The sequence below is a fragment of the Devosia sp. Z6_126 genome, from assembly GCF_058133495.1.
Genome location: NZ_JBYUNO010000001.1, coordinates 1,111,651 through 1,130,315, shown reverse-complemented (window position 1 = coordinate 1,130,315; position 18,665 = coordinate 1,111,651). Strand labels below are relative to the sequence as shown.

Below are 18,665 nucleotides of genomic sequence, written 5' to 3'. Positions count from 1 at the left end.
TAACCGAGGCCGCGGGGGGGCGTTCATGACGGAACTACCTGTCTGAGAACACACCGGAGCCGTTCGGGGAATTCTCGAGATAGCGGCTACCACGATCCCGAGGGAAGCGTCTCGAATGAGCAGTTCAAGACGCAGGCCTCTGTGGACGCATTCACCGCCATCACCGCGCTTAAGCATCACACCTGGGGCCTATGAATGCGAGATCCTGCAGACCAAGGAGGCGCCGGATCCGGCAGACGGCACACTGGTGTCCGATGTCGGCGAGGTCAATGAGTGGATCACTCCGTCAACCCGCACCGGGGCCAATGGCGAGGTGAGTTACCTGCCGTTGCAGTTCGGCTGCTACCGGGACGGCGACGACAAGCATCGTCGCGCTATCGCGAGGGTAATCATCGGTCCGAAGTGCACACTGTCCATAGATGACGTCGCCGGCATGCTGGCTGCAAACGGCTATGACGGCGTCGAGATCGTTCACTCCGAGTGCCGCATCCGGTAGACTTCGGGCTACGTCCACAGCGAAGCACGTAAGGAAAATGCAACCTGAGCCGAACTTACTCACATCTTTACGCAGCCCATGGGAGGCGGGGCCGACGAAGCAGTGGCAACTGATCCGGGGGGCAACAACGCAAATTTCAGGTACCCTCTCGTTCCTAGATATCCACAGCGGAAGGCGCACTCTTGAAGTATTTTCGTACCGTGAGAACACTACAAGCAAATCTAGAAGTACCGGGAGAGGTGCGTGGGCGGTAGTTCCGACAAGCATAGCGCCGCACACGTTGCGGCAGGATACCTCTATCAGGCGCGCTTGGCGTTGTCTGAAGCACTCAAGTACGCCAACGTCGATTCCAGCGTAGAGGTGTCCATCGAGAAACTCGATGACGTTTCGTTCGAAAAGGACGGGGCCGCCATCGACTTGCTTCAGACGAAGCACCACCTCAACCAAGCCGCGAATATGACGGATGGATCGGTCGACCTTTGGAAGACCTTTGGCATCTGGGCCTCAAAGACGAAAAAGGACCCTTCACTCCCCGGAAGGACGCGTTTTGCGCTGGTGACCACGTCTTCCGTGGCTGAAGACACGGCAGCCAATCTGCTCCGTCCGGCTAAGATTGGTGAGGGTCCTCGCGACATAGACCAGGCACACGCGCTTCTAAGCGCCGCAGCGGCTGCCTCAAAAAACACTGCGATTGCGAAATCCATTGAAGCGTTCACGGCCCTGCCGGTCACCCTTCAGAAGGAACTGCTCTCCGCCATACAAATACTCGACGGCGCGCCGCTCATCGCGGATCTTGAGCCCCTCATTGAGAGCCAAATCGCGCTGATCGCGCCACGCGGTAAAGCTGCCCTCGCCCGGGAGCAACTTGAAGGCTGGTGGTGGCCGCGCGTCTGCGCGATCCTCCAATCCACTTCTGCAGGCACTATAGCCGTCACCTCCCTTGAGCAGAAGCTCGATGAAATCCGGGAGAGTCTGAAGCGCGACTCCTTGCCATTGACGATGGATGAGGCCGACGTCAGCGCTGCAGAACTCAGCAAGCTTGAAGACTTCCGCTTTGTCCAGCAACTTCGGGGTGTTGGGTTGGGACGGGGTCGTGTGGAGCTCGCAAAGCGTGACTACTACCGCGCGTTCGCGCAGCGTTCCCACTGGGTGCGGGAGAGCCTCGTCTTGGATGACGAAGTCAGCCGTTTTGAGAGAACTCTGGTTGAGGAATGGCAGCCGCGTTTCGAACAGATGTGCGACGGGCTGGCAGCAGGCTGCGGCGATTCGGAACTTAGGACAGCCGGCCTCGGCTTGTATTCTTGGGTTGAGAACGAGGCTCGCTTTCCGTTTCGAACGCTCACCAATCGGTTCCTCAGTGTTGGGTCGTACCACATCCTTGCAGACCAACTGCGCGTGGGCTGGCACCGCGATTACGCCACGATCTTCGCCAAACGGCTAGAGGTCGCATAGATGTCTTCATCGCATTGGAGCCTTGTCTGGTCCGAGCGGCCATCCGAAGAGGCTAATAACTTCAACCCGGCTTTTTGCGGCGAGCTTCTCTGCCGGAGCGTGGCCGAGTATTGCAAGAAGACCGAGCAGTCGATGAGCGTGGCGCTGGCCTTTCTGGTGCTTCCTCTTGCCTTGCACAAAGGATCGCGCGACCAGTTGCCCAAGATGGCGAGCACCGCGTTCGCTGGATGGATTGCGACGCACGACAACCTCGTCGCTGAACTCCCCTTGCGGGTGGACCGACTTCGGCCTGCGGTGCGCGAAGCCTTGATCTTTTCGATCCGGCAAAGCCGTCTCGCCGTCAGAGACGGGGGGCTGGTTCCGGGGGCGTCTAAACTCTCGTCAACCGCCAAGGCTGTCATCAACACCGAGGACACCGACCAGGCGCGGAGCGCAGCGACGCTGCTCGGGCGCTGGTTCGGTGCCCAAGGGGATGCGCCTTCGGTGCTTCAAGGCTTCGGGGTGCTGCCATGAGTCTGCAAATTCGAACGATCTCTGTCTACTCGCCGCAAGGTGAGCGCCGCGATGTGGCGTTGAAGCTCAGTGCGCTGAACATCGTGACTGGCAAGTCAAAGACCGGCAAATCCGCGCTGCTGGATATCGTCGACTATTGCTGGGGGCGGGATGAATGCACGATTGCCGAAGGCGCAATACGCCGAACGGCGTCGTGGTTCGCCGTCCTGTTCGACTATGATGGGGAGGGCATCCTTATTGCCCGGAAGAACCCTGGACCCGCAGGCAAGAAGAGTGACGAAGTTTTCTTCAAGCGCGGTGTGAATGCCGCGCCAGTGACCGATGCGGGGTTCGAAAAGAACATCACCGAGGAGGGACTTCGATCCCAGCTCTCGTCCATCTTAGGGATTGCCGAGAATATCAACATTCCAGAAACTACATCCACGCGAAACCCCCTTGAGGCCTCGGCTCGGCACGCGATCTTATTCTGTCTGCAGAACCAGGACGAAATCGCAAACCGCCGCTTCCTGTTCCACCGTCAGGGCGAGCAGTTCTTCCCGGCGGCGATCAGGGACTCGCTGCCCTATTTCATGGGCGCCGTCGATGAAGACCACTTTCTCACGGTCAGGAGATACCAGGATGTCCGTACGCGTCTGCGTCGGCTTGAGCGTGATTATGCTGAGTTCGAGTCGCTGTCGCGGCAAACTTCGTCCGCCGCGCTTGCGCTTGTTGATGAGGCGCGCAGCAGCCGGCTGCTCCCTACCAACGCGACGCCGCAAGACACCAATGCCGCTGTCGCGCTGCTCCGCACCGCAAGCCGCCCAACCGGCATGGATTTTGAAAGCACGGGAAGCTCCACTGCGGATCTCCCCGCGCTTGATGAGCGCCGGCGCGGTTATATTACGGAGCTTCAGGATGTACGCGATGAGATCGGTGACATCGAGCGTCTGAACAAAGAGGCGTCGGCATTCGAGACCGAGGCCAAGGAGCAGGAAGCAAGACTGGCCTCGATCGGGCTCATTGCGCACGATGCTCACAGCGCGAACGATGTTTGTCCGGTTTGTGAAAGCCGTCTTCAAGTGCCCGTGCCGTCGGTTTCTGCGATACAGGCCTCCCTCGCTGGTATCCAGAATCAGCTTCAAACGGTGCGCCGGGATGCGCCGCGGCTACAGGAGCGCCTGGCGTCCCTTGAGGCACGCCGGGCAGCCGTGTCGGAGCAGCTTCGCGGTGTCCAGGCGAACATTGCCCAGCGTATTCAGGAGAACGAGCGCCTCCGTGCTGCACAGAACCAGTTTGTCGAGCAGGCGCGTGTAGCGGGGCGTATCGACTACTACTTGCAGAACGCTAGCTACGTTGCGCCCACCAGTCAGCTTCCGAGCCAGATACAGGCGCTGCGCGCTGAAATGGAAGCACTACAGCAGGCGCTGGATGTTAACGCGGCCGAGGAGCGACTGACCACGGCGCTCAATCTGGTCGGACGTGACCTCACCGCGTTTGCGATGGACCTGGGTCTTGAGCATGGCGACCACCCCCTTCGCCTAGACCTGAAGAATCTATCCGTTATCGCGGACACCGACGACGGGCCGTTGTCCCTCGCGCAGATGGGCAGCGGTGAGAACTGGGTGGGCTATCACGTCGCAGCGCACCTCAGCCTTCACAAGCTGTTTCGCAGACGGAACCGGCCGCTGCCTGGGTTCTTGATGTTGGATCAACCCTCTCAGGCACACTATCCGCCCGACCGAGATCAGAACGGTCTCATTGAGGGGCTTGGCGACGATGATCAGGAGGCCGTGCGCAAGCTGTTCATGCTTTTGCATCGCTTCACGAACGAAACGCCGAACATGCAGATAATCGTGTCCGACCACGTAGAGTTGCTTGACGACTGGTTCCGCGATGCAATTGCAGAGCGTTGGCGTGATGGAATAGCGCTAATTCCAGTATCGTGGCTGCAGGAATAGCGAAGGCGCACCAAGCCCGGCCACGACAACACAACTGCGCTTCGATCCGGCTACACCTCCAAACGGGTAGCTGTGAACGGGGCCGCATCGATAGTCACTACATCGCCAGCGGCAGCTTGCCTTGGGCACGGCAAACTTGCCGAAATCGGCCGGTTGTCTGGTTGTGCGCAAGGCCCGCATGGGCAATCGAATAGAGCCTACCACCCCAGTCTGGCGTCTCAATAGGCCGGACACCCATGTCCGCTTTGGGGCCTCTTGAAGGTTCGTCGAACGGCCGGAATGGGGCGCATACTTGTCCCGCGCACACGAATGTCGGCTAACATTTCAGTCGACTGCTCACTAAAATGCAAATCCATCCAGCAACTTCCGAGCAGCGCGTAACACCCCGGCACGGGTCAGATCGTCCTTCTCGTCAAGGTGGGCAATCACCGCCAGCTCGCCCGTTGGATGCTCGACGATTATGGTCCGCTCGGTACTTTCGCGAGTTACCGCATTGCGCTTCGCGGGCCCCGCAGGTAGGAGGCAGGCACTAGCGACACTCACTGCCTCCAGTACCCCTATGGCGTCGTAACAGCGATGGGGAATGAAACTGCGCGTAGAAATAGTGCCGCCGCTGGTATCCGGCTCACCAGCACCATCTTGGGCACAGAGCTTGCCGTAACGTCGCCCAGGTTCATCAGGGCTACGACGGAAAGACGAATTTCCTCCAGCCTCCGCGTCAGACGAGTGTTGTCTTCGAGCTCGTCATTACGCTGTCCTTGTTTGGTGCCCCCAAAACCACCCGGTCGGCTGAGCGTACCGTCTCGCCTTGCGGGGCACCTTTCTTACTATTCAATCACCGCAGGATACGGTTCGGCGTGACTTTAGGTGGACGAACCTGCCCCGCTCAGCAGGCCTTCTTCCTCGAACACCTTTCGGATGCGAGCGATGTGATCCTCACCGGCGGGCAGGCCAGGCCGGCGCGGGGGGCCCATCTTGCGACCAAGCAGCTCCAGCGCTGCCTTATGGCCGGCACGGGCGCCCTCATGACGGTGGCCGGTGCTCAGCACGAAGAAAGTGCGGCTGAGCTTTTGAGTCCACATCTCGGCCGCTGCCCAGTCCCGGGCCTTATAGGCACGCCACAGGTTCAGGCTCCACTCGTGGGAGAAGTTCGACATCGAACTGCAGCTTGAAGCGAAATCCACATTTGCCAGCATCGGATACAGCATGGTGAGATTGCCGGCGATCAGCTTGAAGTCTGGCTTACCCTTGGTCAGCGCCAATATCTTGACGATTTCTTCAAAGCTGTTGTCGGGGCTGAGCTTCATACCCACTATGCTGGGAAGTTCGGCAATTCTTCCGATCGTTGCTGGCTCGATATGGGTTCCCCCTTGCTTGGAAGGATAGAAAACGATCGGCGTATCCGAATACGCCTTGGCGAAGTCGCGGTAATATAGGTAAGCGGCGTCCTGCGAGTAGCGGTTGAAGTAGGGATTGATGAGGAAAAACCCGTCCGCTCCAGCTTTCAGCGCATAGTCGGCATAAGGCAGGGTCTTCTCAAAACTCTCCGTGCCGAGGAACGACCATGCCGGGATGTTCGCCTTGTGCGCGACCTCCACCATGATGTCCGTCCACACCTTCCATTCCTCGAATGTGAGGCTCGAGAACTCGCTATGCCCGGCCGGCCCGTGCAATCCTCCAGAGCCCGGCGTGACACGTTCGAGCTCTTCGTACAGGACCTTTTCGTTGAGCTTATTGTCATGCGTAAAGGGCGTATAGGAGCCTGGGTTCAGTCCCTGGGGCAGTAGCATCTTTCAGTCCTTGGCTAATTGTACGATTACGGATGACGCCCACCCGGCACGGGCCAGATGGGCGATTTCGAAAGTGCTACTGGGACGTGATGCCTGCAGCCTCAATGACCTTGCCCATGCTGGCTGCGTCCGCCTCGATATATGCGGCGAAGTCCTCCGGGGTACTCGCGACAACCTCGGCACCGGACTCGAGGAAACGCTTGATGACCTCCGGATCCTGCAGGACCTGAGCTATGTCGCTGTGGAGACGGTCGACAACCGCCTCGGGGGTGCCCGCCGGTGCAAAGATGCCCTGAACCGTGGCAGCCTCGTAGCCGGGCACCACAGAAGCGATGGTGGGCGCGTCTGGATAAACCTCGGAAGGTTGAGCCGAGGTGACCGCGAGCGCTTTTAGGGCGCCGGCTTCCACATGCGGGCGGGCAGTGTTGACCCCAACGAACGCCATCTGCACTTCACCGCTCAAGACCGCGGTGGCGGCTTGGGATGCGCCTTCATAGGCGATGCGTTCGATCTCGACGCCGGCCATTTCTTTGAACAGCTCGGCCGACAAATGGGTGATGCCACCCGAAGCGCCGGAACCGTACAGGAACTTGCCTGGCTCGGCCTTGGCCATCGCGATCAAATCCTCAAGCGACTCCACCTGCAAGGTCGGATTGACCACCAGCACGACCGGCGCTGTGGTCACCATGGTCACCGGCACTAGGTCGGTGGCGGCGTCGTAGGGCACCGACTGCATGAAGGGGAGCTGCCAAACGCCGGCACCGAACAGCAGCAAAGTGTGGCCGTCCGGCTCGGCCCTGACGACCGCCTCGATGGGAATGACGCCGCTGCCACCACGGTTCTCGATGACCACAGGCTGACCCAGCAACTCGGTTAGTCCCTGCTGGATGCTGCGCGCGGTCAGGTCGTTTGTCGCGCCTGCAGCAGCGGTGATGATGCGCACCGGCTGGCTCGGATAGTCTTGGGCAAAGGCCATACCCACGGCCATCAGGCTCACGCCGGCAGCCAAGCCGGTTATCAGCGAACGTCTCAACATAATCTAACTCCTCCATTTCGATTTGAAGGCCGCGATGAAGAGCGACCTCAGGCAGCAGGCGCTGCGCCCGTGCCTACAGCACCCTGTCGGGTGTGTTCCGGTTCATTGCCGTTCCACTCGGTTGCTCGCCTTCCTGGCCACCGCCAAAAAGCCGCTTGAGCATGGGTATGAGGAACAGCAGAAGCACCGCGGCCGTGATCAGCAGGAATGTCAGACTGATCGGTCGCGTGAAAAAGATGCTGGGATCGCCGCGTGAAATCAGCAGCGAGCGCCGCAGATTTTCTTCCAGCATCGGGCCCAACACCAATCCAAGGATCAAGGGCGGGAAGGACGCCCGGACCTTGAGCAGGACATAGCCGGCACAGCCGAAAAAGGCCATCAGCAAGACATCGACGGGATTGCTGTTGATGCTGTAAATGCCGATCCCCATCATGGTAATGATGACCGGGAAAAGCAGCCGGTAAGGCACCTTGATCAGGCGGACCCAAAGCCCGATCAGCGGCAGGTTCAGCACTAGCAGCATGGCGTTTCCAAGCCACATACTCGCCACCAACCCCCAGAACAGATCCGGATGGGCTGTCATCACCTGGGGACCCGGAGTGATGCCATGCAGCGTCATCGCCCCGAGCATGAGGGCCATCGTCCCGCTCGCCGGCAGGCCCAGAGTCAGCATGGGAATGAACGAGGTCTGCGCGTTCGCGTTATTGGCCGCCTCCGGCCCGGCCACGCCTTCGATAGCGCCCTTTCCGAAGCGGGAGGGATCCTTGGCCAGCCGCTTCTCGACCATGTACGACGCGAAGGAACTGGCCGTGCCCCCGAGACCTGGCAGCGGTCCGAAGATGGCACCGATGCCCGTGCCGCGCAGTATCGGCAGAAAGGACTGCTTGATGTCGGCCCGCTTGGGCATCAGCCCGGTAATCTTCTTCTGCAGAAGCGTGGGTAGAATTTCGTCGTCACCGAGATTCTTGATTATTTCGGTCAACCCGAACACGCCCATCGCGGCAACCGCAATGCTGATGCCTTCCGCCAGCGACCATGTGCCGAAGGTAAAGCGGGCCGTGCCGGTGTTCACGTCCGTACCAACAATGCCGAGTAGCAGGCCGAGCGTGACCATGGCGAGTGACTTAATCAGTGAACCGCTTCCCACCACGGCAGCACAGGACAAGGCCATGATCATCAGCGCGAAATATTCTGGCGACTGGACAAGGAGCGCCACCTTGGCGAGCATGGGAGCAAAAACCGCAATGAGCAGTGTACAGACGCAGCCCGCGAAAAAGGAGGCGCTCGCCGCAATAGCGAGCGCCGGACCGGCGCGGCCTTGGCGCGCCATGGGGTGGCCATCGATGCAGGTGACGACTGATGAGCCCTCCCCTGGTAGATTGACCAGGATCGAGGTGGTCGACCCGCCGTAATCGGAGCCATAATAAATACCAGCCAGCATAATGATGGCCGACACGGGTGGCAGCACGAAGGTGAGGGGCAGCAGCATGGCGATGGTGGCCAGCGACCCCACCCCCGGCAACACACCGATCAACGTGCCCAAAAAGACGCCGATGAAACAATACATTACGTTCTCGATCGTCAGCGCGACCGAAAAGCCGTAAACGAGGTTCTGAAGCAGGTCCAAGCTAGTAGCTCCACCAAAACAGACGGTACGGCAGGCCCAGGCCGTAGATGAACAGGGCCACCGAAGCGGCAGGGATCAGGATGGCCAGCAGCACGGTTTCGAGGATGTGAACGTCTTTGTGAGCCAGAGAACTGCCCACGATAAGCGCGACTAGGGACGGCACGAATCCCAGTTCGAAATGCATCATTACGCCGAACAGCACGAGCGATCCGGTGAGCACCAGCCAAGGCCGGAATGCCCAGGGCACGTGCTCTGGGTTTTCGAGTTCCAGTCGGAACGAGAACGCAACAATGATGCTGCCGAAAACGACAAGTAGTATACTGAGGACCGTCGGGAAAAATCCCGGCCCCATCCGAAGAGGCGAGCCCATCGGATAATCACTGGACAGGTATGTAGCCAGGATTCCAAGCCCTATGAACAGGATTCCAGCCCACAAGTCCTCTCGACTCTTTACGTTCAAACGCACGCCCATCCTCCGAGCAGGGAGCTCTACGGCTCCGCCACACTGCGGATTAATGTATACAGCCTACCGGTATTGTCAAACGCACACTGACAGTCAGCTCCACGCCGGCCTGATGGTAATGTTCGCTGCGGGTCGCGGCTTGAACCTTGGCTACTATCCAGCAACGAGCTACAATCCCTCAAAGTCGGGAGCAGTGTGCGACCGCAAACGGGTCCCTAGGGGAGCTTTATGCATGACTTCCGCGGAGTTCCCTCCGATGCCTAGCGATAAATTTCCGGCCGAGTTGCGGAGCGGCGTTGTATACACACTTTTGCTGGAGCGCATCCGGAGCGGGGAAATCAAGCCTGGAGAGCGACTGACCGAAGTGGAACTGGCGGGACAACTAGGCGTAAGCCGAACACCGGTGCGCGAAGCCTTGAAGCGCCTTCAGGCCAGGCACCTATTGCAGGCGGTGCCCGGCCGGGGGCTGGAACTCGTGGAGCTCAGTAGCCGCCAGGTGATTGAGCTTTACGACATGCGTGCGGTAATGGAAGGGATGGCTGCGGCTCTTGCGGCAGAGCATGCATCAACTGCAGCGATAGACCGAATGTACCAACATGCCGAGTTCTACAGAAACAATATTGATAATCCCGCTGTCCTTGCAAAGGCCAATATCACGTTTCATCACTCGATACTGGATGAAAGCGCCAATAAATACCTTCAGGAGGCTGTCTCCACGTTGGAGGATAATCTAGGGCTGGTCAGAAGCCGCATCTCCAATTCCAGGGCCAGGCGTCTTACGGTCGCCGATGAGCACCAGGCCATTGTCGATGCAATCGCGCGCCGGGACAAGGCGGGGGCCGAACTGATTGCTCGCCATCATATCTATCACGCGAAGCAGTATCGTCTTGAAGTTATAGTCAAGCCGTGACGCGGCGGCAGAAACGAAACGATCGGGTGCCCGCGACTACGGGGATCTCCCAGAAAAGCGTGCCACCGGCTTTGCGGAGGGCGGCAATTCGATGCGCAGAGCGGCAAGCCGATCCTTCGTTTGTCATGTAGGCGGCTGTCCTTTTCCATGATTGCTAAGCGAGCTCGTTGCGCGCGGCGGCATTGTCCGCTTTTAAGCACTGGCCGGCGTAGCTCGAACGGCTGACATGGTGAAGGGTTTGGGATGCTGTTGGCGTCGCAAAGCCGCCCATGCAGGAACCTGCGGTCCGCATGCGCTGCGCTATGGGATTTTCGGAGTTGGCGTAGTCGAGTGGCGACCGCGATCTGCGGCCTCTGGAGTTGAGCATGTGCCAGATGGAGGCGCGCACCGGATCAGGCGGGCGGGGGCTTGTCCTCCATCAGGGCCATCAGCCGGTCGAGCGGACTGGCGACCGCCTGGATCGTGCGGGTTGAGACGTTGGTATAGAGCGCTGTTGTCTCGAGCTTGGAGTCCCCAAGCAGTACCTGGATGACCCGGATATCGACATCCTGCTCGAGGAGGTGGGTGGCAAAGCTGTGCCGCAGGGTGTGCGGGCTTACCTTCTTGCGGATGCCGGCGACCTCGGCCGCTTCCTGCACCGCACGATGCAATTGCCGCGATGAGATCGGATCGGTGCGGGAGCGCCCCGGAAACAGCCAGCCGTGAGGCAGTACGACGCCCCGCCGCTTGCCTTCGCGCCACCACAGTCGCAGCAGCTCCAGCAGCTGAGGCGAGAGCATGGCGTTGCGGTCCTTGCGCCCTTTGCCCTGTTCGATTCGGATCAGCATGCGGGCGCTGTCGATATCGTCGACCTTAAGGTGCGCCACCTCGGAGACGCGCAGGCCCCCGCCATAGGCGACCCCAAGTGCGGCCTTGTACTTGATGCCCGGCGTGGCCTCGAGCAGCCGGGCCGCTTCCTCGATGCTGAGCACGTCAGGCAACTGGCGCTGATAGCGGGTGATCACCAGGGCCCGAGACAGATCGAGCCGCTTTAGCGTCACGTCGAACAGGAAGCGCAATGCCGAGACTGCACCATTGATCCGTGGAGGGGCTGACACCGCTCTCATGCTGGTGGAACTGGTAGCGGCGGATATTATCGGGCGTGGCCGTATCAGGGCTCTGCCCCAGAAAGACGGCAAAGCGGCAGACGTGACGGACATAATCGTGCTGGGTGTGGATGCCAAACCACGCATCAGCATGTCCTGCTGCATGCGTTGGCGGAGCGGCGTGGTGGGAGCATCGATCGATGACGTAACCATGGGGAGTTCCTCTCGTTGAAGGGAACTCCATGCTCCGACTGAGACCTCAGCTGCTCAAAGGCCTAAACGATGACGCTGAACCAGCCGCATGCACCCCTCCCGCGCAGCGGGTTCGTGCATGGGGCGCAATGCTGTCTGCGCCTGCACCATTCCCGAATGATCAGTCTTGCTGGCGCACAGCCACAAAGGAGCCTTTTGATTGCGCATCCAGTCGCCTAGGCTGATTTTACCTGACGCATATTCAGGAGATCGTCTCGCGACTAAGGATGTTCGAAAACTGATACCGGATTGGGGACCACTTATGGACCTGCAGGTGAGGGTCCTTTTCCTGCGGTCATGATATTTCACGGCTCGGAAGGAGCCTGGTCCGGATGGAGCCACCGGAACGCTGTTCTGTTAGCCGCCCATGGCTTCCTGGCTTTCCCTTTAGTTATTCCAAAGGGGGAACGCGTGGAATGCGGGAAGCATAGAGGAGGTGCCACTGGACCGCAGCCTCGACGCTCTCGCGGCGCTGCGTGGCTTTTCGTTCACCAGCAATAGAGTGGCGCTTTACGGAGTGTCGCGCGGGGCTGAACATATGCTCTGCTGCTTACATCCCTTATGGCGCTCGAGGGCTTGGCCGGGCTGCCAGATGCCGTTGCTGCGCACAGCCCGCCAGATGTCGTATGCGGCGCTTTTGACGCCCGAAGCTATCGCGACAGCGGAGATCCGGGCTGGCAGCCGTGGGACCCCGCCCAAAGGGCATGGTCTTGGCGCGGTTCTTCTTGCTTGGCAGCAGGTCTGCAAGCCCCATCGAGATCGAGCGGTTCAGCAACCCGCTTTTCCTCAGCCACGGTACGGCAGATCGCGTCTGGTCCGTCGAAATGACTAGACGTTTAGCGGTCAAGCTAAGTTCGAACGGGCGCAGTCCAGAAGTCCACTACTACGAGGGTCAAGATCATGTTCCCGGAAGTGCGGCCGAAAACGAGCACCACGACCACCTCATTTCATTTCTCGAACGCCATCTGTGTTGAAAGACCGTCTAACCCTCCCGAGGTCCAGGAAGCTGCTAGGCAACAGTCCCCGTTCTCGACATTGAGCGGACCGTCAGCTGCAAGGAAATCGCGAAGACGGCCACAACGGCCCAAATGAGGCGCGTTGCTTATCGGCAGCTGTCGACCTAATTAGTCGTTCGGAGTCACACTCTAGATCCCCAGAAGCAGCCCTTCCTGACCTAAGGCCGAATTGACCTTACGCTACTCTTGCCGGTCACCAGAAACCTGTGATTTCGCCGGTATGCCCTTAAGTTGCGGCATCCATTGTGAGTTCAAGGCTGCGCAAGCGCTTTTGCGGATCATACATATCCGACACGATCATTAGCTCATCGGCTTGCGTGCGCGCGATGATCTGCTGCAGGCGGCGGCGGACCGTTTCCCTGCTGCCAATGACGCTGAAATCCAGCATCTGCCCGGCCTGCGCCTTCTCCATCGGTGTCCCCAATAGGTGTCGATATCCTCGATTGGCGGCTGCATGAGCCGGCGCTGTCCGCGGAAGATATCTGCGAACGACATCTGCTGCGACGTAGCAAGGAAACGCGCCTCCTCGTCCGTCTCGGCAGCAATCACATTGACGCCGACCAGCGCATAGGGGGCAGCGGCCTGTTCGGATGGCTTGACTCGATCGCGATAGATCGTCAAAGCCTGATCAAGCGCTTGGGGCGCGAAATGCGAAGCGAGACCGTAGGGCAGACCCAGTTCAGCCGCCAATTGCGCGCCGAAAAGGCTCGATTCGAGAATCCACAGCGGGACATTGCTGCCTGAGCCAGGAACGGCTTCAATCCGCTGGTTTGGTCCGGCTGGCGCGAGAAAGGCCTGCAACTCCAAGACGTCCTGCGGGAAATTGGCGGGATCGCGCCGCAAGGCGCGCAATGTCAACTGGTCGGTGCCCGGAGCGCGTCCCAAGCCCAGGTCAATGCGCCCCGGAAACAGAGACTCCAGGATTCCGAACTGTTCAGCGACTATATAGGGAGCGTGATTTGACAGCATGATGTTGATTGTCGCTCGGATCTGACCCGGGATTGTCATTGAGAAGTGACCCGGTTGGACGATAGTTTCCCCCGCTGCGGGGATGGTCAAGTGGCGGGTTTTTCCTTTCTCGTTTTGGGTTCTGCAGAACTTGCTCTGAACCGGAAGCTGTCGTTACCGGTTTCCAGGATGTGGCATTGATGGGTGAGCCGATCGAGCAGAGCGGTTGTCATCTTGGCGTCGCCGAATACGCCGGCCCATTCGCTGAAGCTGAGGTTGGTGGTGATAACGACGCTGGTCTGCTCGTAGAGCTTGCTGAGCAGATGGAACAGCAGCGCCCCGCCTGACGGGCTGAACGGCAGATAGCCCAGTTCATCGAGGATGATCAGGTCGAGGCGCAGCAGGCGATCGGCAAGCTGGCCAGCCTTGTTGGCGGCTTTTTCCTGCTCGAGTGCATTGACCAGGTCGACGGTCGCAAAGAAGCGGACCTTCTTGTGGTGATGGCGAACGGCCTGGATGCCAAGCGCGGTGGCGATATGGGTCTTGCCGGTGCCGGGGCCACCGATCAGCACCACATTATCAGCGCCTTCGATAAAGGTGCCGCGATGAAGTTGCTGTACCGAAGCCTCGTTGATCTCACTGGAAGCAAAGTCGAAGCCGGTCAGATCCTTGTAGGCGGGGAAGCGGGCTGCCTTGAGCTGATAGGCAATGGACCTGACCTCCCGCTCGGCGAGTTCGGCCTTGAGCAGTTGGGACAGGATCGGCACAGCAGTATCGAACGCTGGTGCACCCTGTTCGACCAACTCCCCGACAGCCTGGGCCATGCCATACATCTTGAGACTGCGGAGCATGACCACGACGGCGGCACTGGCAGGGTCATGACGCATGGCGCACATCCTTGCCGCGCAGCGTGTCGTAGCGCGCAACGTTGGCCTTGGGCTCCTGGCGCAGTACCAGCGCCTGGGGGGCATCGATCGCCGCGACCTGGCTGACCTTGCCATCGACCAGACGATGCAAAAGGTTGAGGATGTGGGTCTTGGTGGGAACGCCCGCTTCGAGCGCCAGCTCCACGGCATACAGAACCGCCTGCTCATCGTGGTGCAGCACCAGCGCCATGATCTCCACCATCTCGCGGTCACCGCCGGGGTGCTTGAGCAGATGACCCTGCAGTCGCCGGAACGCCTCTGGCAGATCAACGAAGGGAGCCCCATTGCGCAGGGCACCCGGCTTGCGCTGGATCACCGCCAGATAGTGCCGCCAGTCATAAACCGTGCGTCCCGGCTGGTGGTGGGACCGCTCGATGATCCGCTCATGCTCACACAGGATCTGCCCCTCGGCCGCAATGGCGATCCGCTCGGGGTAGATGCGCAGGCTGACCGGGCGGTTGGCAAATGAGGCCGGCACGCTGTAGCGGTTGCGCTCGAAGTGCACCAGGCAAGTCGGGGATACGCGCTTGGTCTGCTCAACAAAGCCATCAAAGGGGCGACCCAATGCCATCAGGCTCGGAACCTCTCCGGCATGCACATCGGCGACGCTGCCTGGAAGGCCGCCGTGCACGATCTGGCTCCATTGCGCGATGCATCGCTCCTCGAGCCAGGTGTTCAAGGCTTGGAGGTCAGGGAAGCTGGGCAAGGGCTGCCATAGGCGCCGGCGAGCATCCTGGACATTCTTTTCCACCTGGCCCTTTTCCCACCCGGATGCCGGATTGCAGAACTCGGGCTCAAACAGGTAGTGGCTGGCCAAGGCAGCGAAACGGGCGTTGACCTGCCGGGTCTTGCCGGTGCCGATCCGATCAACGGCGGTCTTCATGTTGTCGAAGATGCCCCGGCGCGGTACGCCACCGAGCACCCGGAACGCCTGGGTCAATGCATCGAACAGCATCTCGTGGCTCTGCAGCAGATAGGCTCGCACGATGAATGCCCGGCTATGAGACAGCTTGGTGTGGGCGACCTGAAGCTTGGTGCGCTCGCCACCCAGGATGGCCCAGTCTTCACTCCAGTCGAACTGGAAGGCCTCGCCCGGCCCGAACACCAAGGGAACAAAGGTGCCGCGCCCGCTGGTCTGCTGCTCTCGCTGCCGCTCTGCCTTCCAGCTCCGCACAAACGCCGCGACGCGCTCGTAGGAGCCCTCATAGCCCAGGACCACAAGGTCATGGTGCATCTGCCTGGCCGTCCGGCGCTGCTTGCGCGACTTACCAGCTTCCACTCGCAGCCAGTCCGAAAGCTTCTCGGCAAACGGATCAAGCTTGCTCGCTCGAGCAGGAAGCTTGAACTTCGGCTCCACCGTGTCGGACCGCAGGTACTTTCGGATCGTGTTGCGCGACAATCCCGTGCGCCGCACGATCTCCCGGATCGACACCCCCTCACGGAAATGCCAGCGCCGGATTACGCTCAATAACGCCATGTCGATCACTCCCATGTCCCCCGACCAACAGCCCGGGGACGATCAAAACATGGGTCAAATCTCAGTGAAAACTTCTGCCCTCAGAGGGTCAGATCTCGGTGCCAATCAACAAGCATGATGCCGCCGGCACCGACGCGTATCGGCATGCGCAGAAACCGGACTTATCAGCATGCCCGCCGACTGCTTTCCCACGCCAACTCGGACGGTATGATTTCGACCCAAAGCCGACCGCCCTTGGGCGACCGGCGACCGTTGTTGACCTCAATGCGGTGTGGCATGGCTACTAGGTCGATGCCGCTAGGCGGCAAGCACTACGTCTGCTTCCTCGGATGCGACGACAGCCGCACGCAGGTCTTCAAGTGCGGCGGTGCCCGGCATCTCTTTTTCGAAGCGCGCAAGCGGCGCTTCGTCCGCTGCACTATTGGGTTTAACCTTGCGCCAGAGCTGTTCGGCCAGAACGATGGAGCCGACATAGTAGATGATCGTGGTGGAGATGTGCTTGTGGCCAATCCACTTGATCAGCATCGGCAAGGCCATGCCGCCGACCAAAGCTGCAGTCACATAACCGGCCCGATAGCCGTGAAACGTAAAGATCGGCCCGCCCAGTTCGACCAGGAGCTTTCTGTGTAGGCGCGCCATGCGACCCCAGCGAAGGATCACGTCGTCGCTTTCACTGATCAGCTGCCGCTCCGGCGACGCGCCGGTATCGGCGATCCATTGACGCAACACCTTCTCGGCGAAGGGCGTCATCGGCAGCGTGCGTTTTCCCCTGGGGGTTTTGGTGCGTTTGCGCGCTGCCTTTTCGCCCTGGGATTTGCGCACCGTGAGCCAGGACAGGTTCTGCTCGCCGTCGAACTTTAGGTCACAGACTCGGACCGCGAGCGCTTCCCCGATCCGCAGGCCGAAGTGGATTAAAAGCACCAGAAGGATCCTGAGCGACCCGCTCGAAGCCGCGATCCTGCGGTCATTATCGCTCCCCACCGGAACGAACTTCTGCTTGTAGCTCAATCCCTGGGTGCCGCAGGGCGCAGCTTTCGGCTTACCAGGGATTTCGCGGGGATACCGCGCCGGTGGCGGCCAACTGCCGAACCCCTCGCGCACGACCTGGCAGAGAATGACCATCGTGTTCTTGACGCAAGGCCCGCTCAGGCCGCGGCCCTGGAGGTGCTCACGAAAGTCGACCAGATCCTGTAGCGTCAATCGCCGCAACTGCAGGTCGCCGATCGCAGGCAGAATGCGCAACCGCATTTCGGTATCGAGCGACTTGACCTTACGGGTTTCGTTTTCCAGCTTGAGCTTGTCGAGCCGGGCCCTGGCGGCGTCGGCGATGGTGCTACGGCCCAGCGCCTTGACCATGCGGGCCTGATAGGCCTTGACGTCCATCGAGACGGCCTTTGCTTCGGTTTTGGACCGCTTGTAGACGCGTCGGCGCGTACCGTCATGCCGATTGCCGACCTCGGCAGGATGGATTTTGGGCTTGGTTGCGGTGCGGGACATCATTCCGGCTCCTTGCTTTTCGATGTCAGGGAACGATCGGCCACAGGAGGCCGGTCGGAGTCGATGCTGGTGGGAGTGGGGGCGGCCCAGCTCAGCTGGAACTGGCGCAGCGCTTCCATCCCGGCGACCGCACGCGCCAGCTGCTCGGCACTATCATCGTGCTTGAGCTCGCTTTCGAAACGATCAGGAAACCAGCGGGGATTGGCGTAGCCGGCCTCACTCTTGACCATTAGGAAGGCGCGGGGATTGGCGTTGAGCCGGTCGATGATGCCTCGATGGCGGAAGTCCTTGGACTTGTAGGGGAGCCCCGTTTCCATGCTCTTGATACCCGCCTTGAGCTGAACTTTCTGGATCTGGCGGTTGAAGTGGCGCAACAGCCCGGATCGGGTCCGCTGGGCTCCGCCCCGCTGCAGGTCGTTGATTACATAGGGGTTGTCGACACGCTCGTGGGCTGCCTTTGCTATGACGAGCAGTGACATGACCCAGGGACAGACACCGGTGACTGTCCTTTCCCTGTTCGCGGTGGCGACCCCGATGCCTTCTCCGGTCCGGAACATTTCGCGCACGGTGATGGTGCGCGCCTCAAAATCGATGTCGGGCCAGCGCAGGGCAATGGCTTCGGTCGTATGCAGGCTCGCGCGGCTGACAAGCACGAATACGAGCCTTCCATAAAAGGAGAACCCGCGGCGGATGGTCGAAAAGCAGTGAACGGGGGAGGGATCGAGATCGCGCTCGACACGTTTGAGGCGGTTGTCGGGATTGATGTAGTAAGCGACGAACGGATTGACTGGCATGCGGCCCTGCAGCACGGCATGGTCGAACGCCCAGGCCAGGAGATGCATGATGGCGGGCATCGTGCCCGCGCCGTAGCATTTGGCCTTGAGCATGGCGAGATAGAAGGCCCCGACGTGATCGGCGCTGGCATGGACCAAAGGCACGTCGGGAACCAAGCGGGCGCAGTTGAGCAGACGGGTGCGTGAACGCGAGGTGCGGTCGTAGCCGAGGTCGTCAGGCAGATGGGCACTGAAATAGCGCAGGAAGCCCGCCCAGCTCTGGTCGGGATCGACCCTTGTGTCCGAGCACTGGGCATGGATGAGCGCTTGCTGCCTGATGGCGTCGATCGCAGCCTCGTCAGCATCGGCCGGGATGGGAAACGGTTTCTGGTGGCGCTGGGGGTCGTAATAGACAGCCCACCAAACGGATTCTCCGTGATTTTTGCCTCGTCTCACTCTCATGACTT

Annotated in this window: 15 protein-coding genes and 2 pseudogenes; 6 read left to right on the top strand and 11 right to left on the bottom strand. The window is 60.3% G+C overall.

Annotated features, from left to right (window positions below):
• The first annotated feature begins 115 nt into the window (after positions 1-115).
• The 4 genes from AC3YOG_RS05505 to AC3YOG_RS05490 all read left to right on the top strand — a co-directional run bounded on the left by AC3YOG_RS05505 (position 116) and on the right by AC3YOG_RS05490 (position 4,398).
• The gene (locus AC3YOG_RS05505) at positions 116-496 is read left to right on the top strand and encodes a hypothetical protein (RefSeq protein WP_489934373.1); all 381 of its coding nucleotides are present in this window, start codon (positions 116-118) and stop codon (positions 494-496) included.
• Positions 497-739: 243 nt separating this feature from the next.
• Positions 740-1,948: an ABC-three component system protein gene (locus AC3YOG_RS05500; RefSeq protein ID WP_489934372.1), complete on the top strand. Its 1,209-nt coding sequence runs from the start codon at positions 740-742 to the stop codon at positions 1,946-1,948.
• Positions 1,949-2,461: a three component ABC system middle component gene (locus tag AC3YOG_RS05495; protein ID WP_489934371.1), complete on the top strand. Its 513-nt coding sequence runs from the start codon at positions 1,949-1,951 to the stop codon at positions 2,459-2,461. It abuts the gene before it with no gap.
• Complete coding sequence (locus AC3YOG_RS05490; RefSeq protein WP_489934370.1) at positions 2,458-4,398, top strand: DUF3732 domain-containing protein; 1,941 nt, start codon at positions 2,458-2,460, stop codon at positions 4,396-4,398. The genes AC3YOG_RS05495 and AC3YOG_RS05490 overlap by 4 nt, the downstream gene beginning before the upstream one ends.
• A 339-nt stretch (positions 4,399-4,737) precedes the next feature.
• On the opposite strand, the gene AC3YOG_RS05485 is transcribed toward AC3YOG_RS05490, so the two are convergent.
• The 5 genes from AC3YOG_RS05485 to AC3YOG_RS05465 form a co-directional block, all read right to left on the bottom strand.
• The gene (locus AC3YOG_RS05485) at positions 4,738-5,001 is read right to left on the bottom strand and encodes a PrpF domain-containing protein (RefSeq protein ID WP_489934555.1); all 264 of its coding nucleotides are present in this window, start codon (positions 4,999-5,001) and stop codon (positions 4,738-4,740) included.
• Between the two features lie 260 nt (positions 5,002-5,261).
• Positions 5,262-6,188, bottom strand: coding sequence for a dihydrodipicolinate synthase family protein (locus AC3YOG_RS05480; protein ID WP_489934369.1), 927 nt, complete (start codon positions 6,186-6,188; stop codon positions 5,262-5,264).
• 76 nt (positions 6,189-6,264) lie between these two features.
• On the bottom strand, positions 6,265-7,224 hold the full coding sequence (locus tag AC3YOG_RS05475) for a Bug family tripartite tricarboxylate transporter substrate binding protein (RefSeq protein ID WP_489934368.1): 960 nt from the start codon (positions 7,222-7,224) through the stop codon (positions 6,265-6,267).
• Positions 7,225-7,297: 73 nt separating this feature from the next.
• Entirely contained in the window at positions 7,298-8,851 is a 1,554-nt protein-coding gene (locus AC3YOG_RS05470) for a tripartite tricarboxylate transporter permease (RefSeq protein ID WP_489934367.1), read from the bottom strand.
• A 1-nt stretch (position 8,852) separates the two neighbouring features.
• Complete coding sequence (locus AC3YOG_RS05465; protein ID WP_489934366.1) at positions 8,853-9,317, bottom strand: tripartite tricarboxylate transporter TctB family protein; 465 nt, start codon at positions 9,315-9,317, stop codon at positions 8,853-8,855.
• Positions 9,318-9,570: 253 nt separating this feature from the next.
• Between AC3YOG_RS05465 and AC3YOG_RS05460 the strand changes: the two genes are divergently transcribed.
• The gene (locus tag AC3YOG_RS05460; RefSeq protein ID WP_489934365.1) at positions 9,571-10,224 is read left to right on the top strand and encodes a GntR family transcriptional regulator; all 654 of its coding nucleotides are present in this window, start codon (positions 9,571-9,573) and stop codon (positions 10,222-10,224) included.
• A 392-nt stretch (positions 10,225-10,616) separates the two neighbouring features.
• Here the strand turns inward: AC3YOG_RS05460 and AC3YOG_RS05455 are convergent.
• A pseudogene (locus AC3YOG_RS05455) lies at positions 10,617-11,522 on the bottom strand (tyrosine-type recombinase/integrase).
• Between the two features lie 743 nt (positions 11,523-12,265).
• Here AC3YOG_RS05455 and AC3YOG_RS05450 point away from each other — a divergent pair.
• Positions 12,266-12,535, top strand: a complete 270-nt coding sequence (locus AC3YOG_RS05450) for an alpha/beta hydrolase family protein (protein WP_489934364.1) — start codon at positions 12,266-12,268, stop codon at positions 12,533-12,535.
• Positions 12,536-12,803: 268 nt separating this feature from the next.
• Here AC3YOG_RS05450 and AC3YOG_RS05445 read toward each other — a convergent pair.
• The 5 genes and pseudogenes from AC3YOG_RS05445 to AC3YOG_RS05425 form a co-directional block, all read right to left on the bottom strand.
• Positions 12,804-13,549: pseudogene (locus tag AC3YOG_RS05445) on the bottom strand (LLM class flavin-dependent oxidoreductase); the annotation flags it as partial.
• A gap of 83 nt (positions 13,550-13,632) precedes the next feature.
• Positions 13,633-14,412, bottom strand: coding sequence for an IS21-like element helper ATPase IstB (gene istB / locus AC3YOG_RS05440; protein ID WP_489934363.1), 780 nt, complete (start codon positions 14,410-14,412; stop codon positions 13,633-13,635).
• Positions 14,402-15,928, bottom strand: a complete 1,527-nt coding sequence (istA, locus tag AC3YOG_RS05435; RefSeq protein WP_489934362.1) for an IS21 family transposase — start codon at positions 15,926-15,928, stop codon at positions 14,402-14,404. Before istA ends, istB begins: the two co-directional genes overlap by 11 nt.
• 297 nt (positions 15,929-16,225) lie before the next feature.
• Positions 16,226-17,311, bottom strand: coding sequence for a tyrosine-type recombinase/integrase (locus tag AC3YOG_RS05430; RefSeq protein WP_489934361.1), 1,086 nt, complete (start codon positions 17,309-17,311; stop codon positions 16,226-16,228).
• Between the two features lie 113 nt (positions 17,312-17,424).
• The gene (locus AC3YOG_RS05425) at positions 17,425-18,660 is read right to left on the bottom strand and encodes a hypothetical protein (protein WP_489934360.1); all 1,236 of its coding nucleotides are present in this window, start codon (positions 18,658-18,660) and stop codon (positions 17,425-17,427) included.
• Positions 18,661-18,665: the final 5 nt, after the last annotated feature.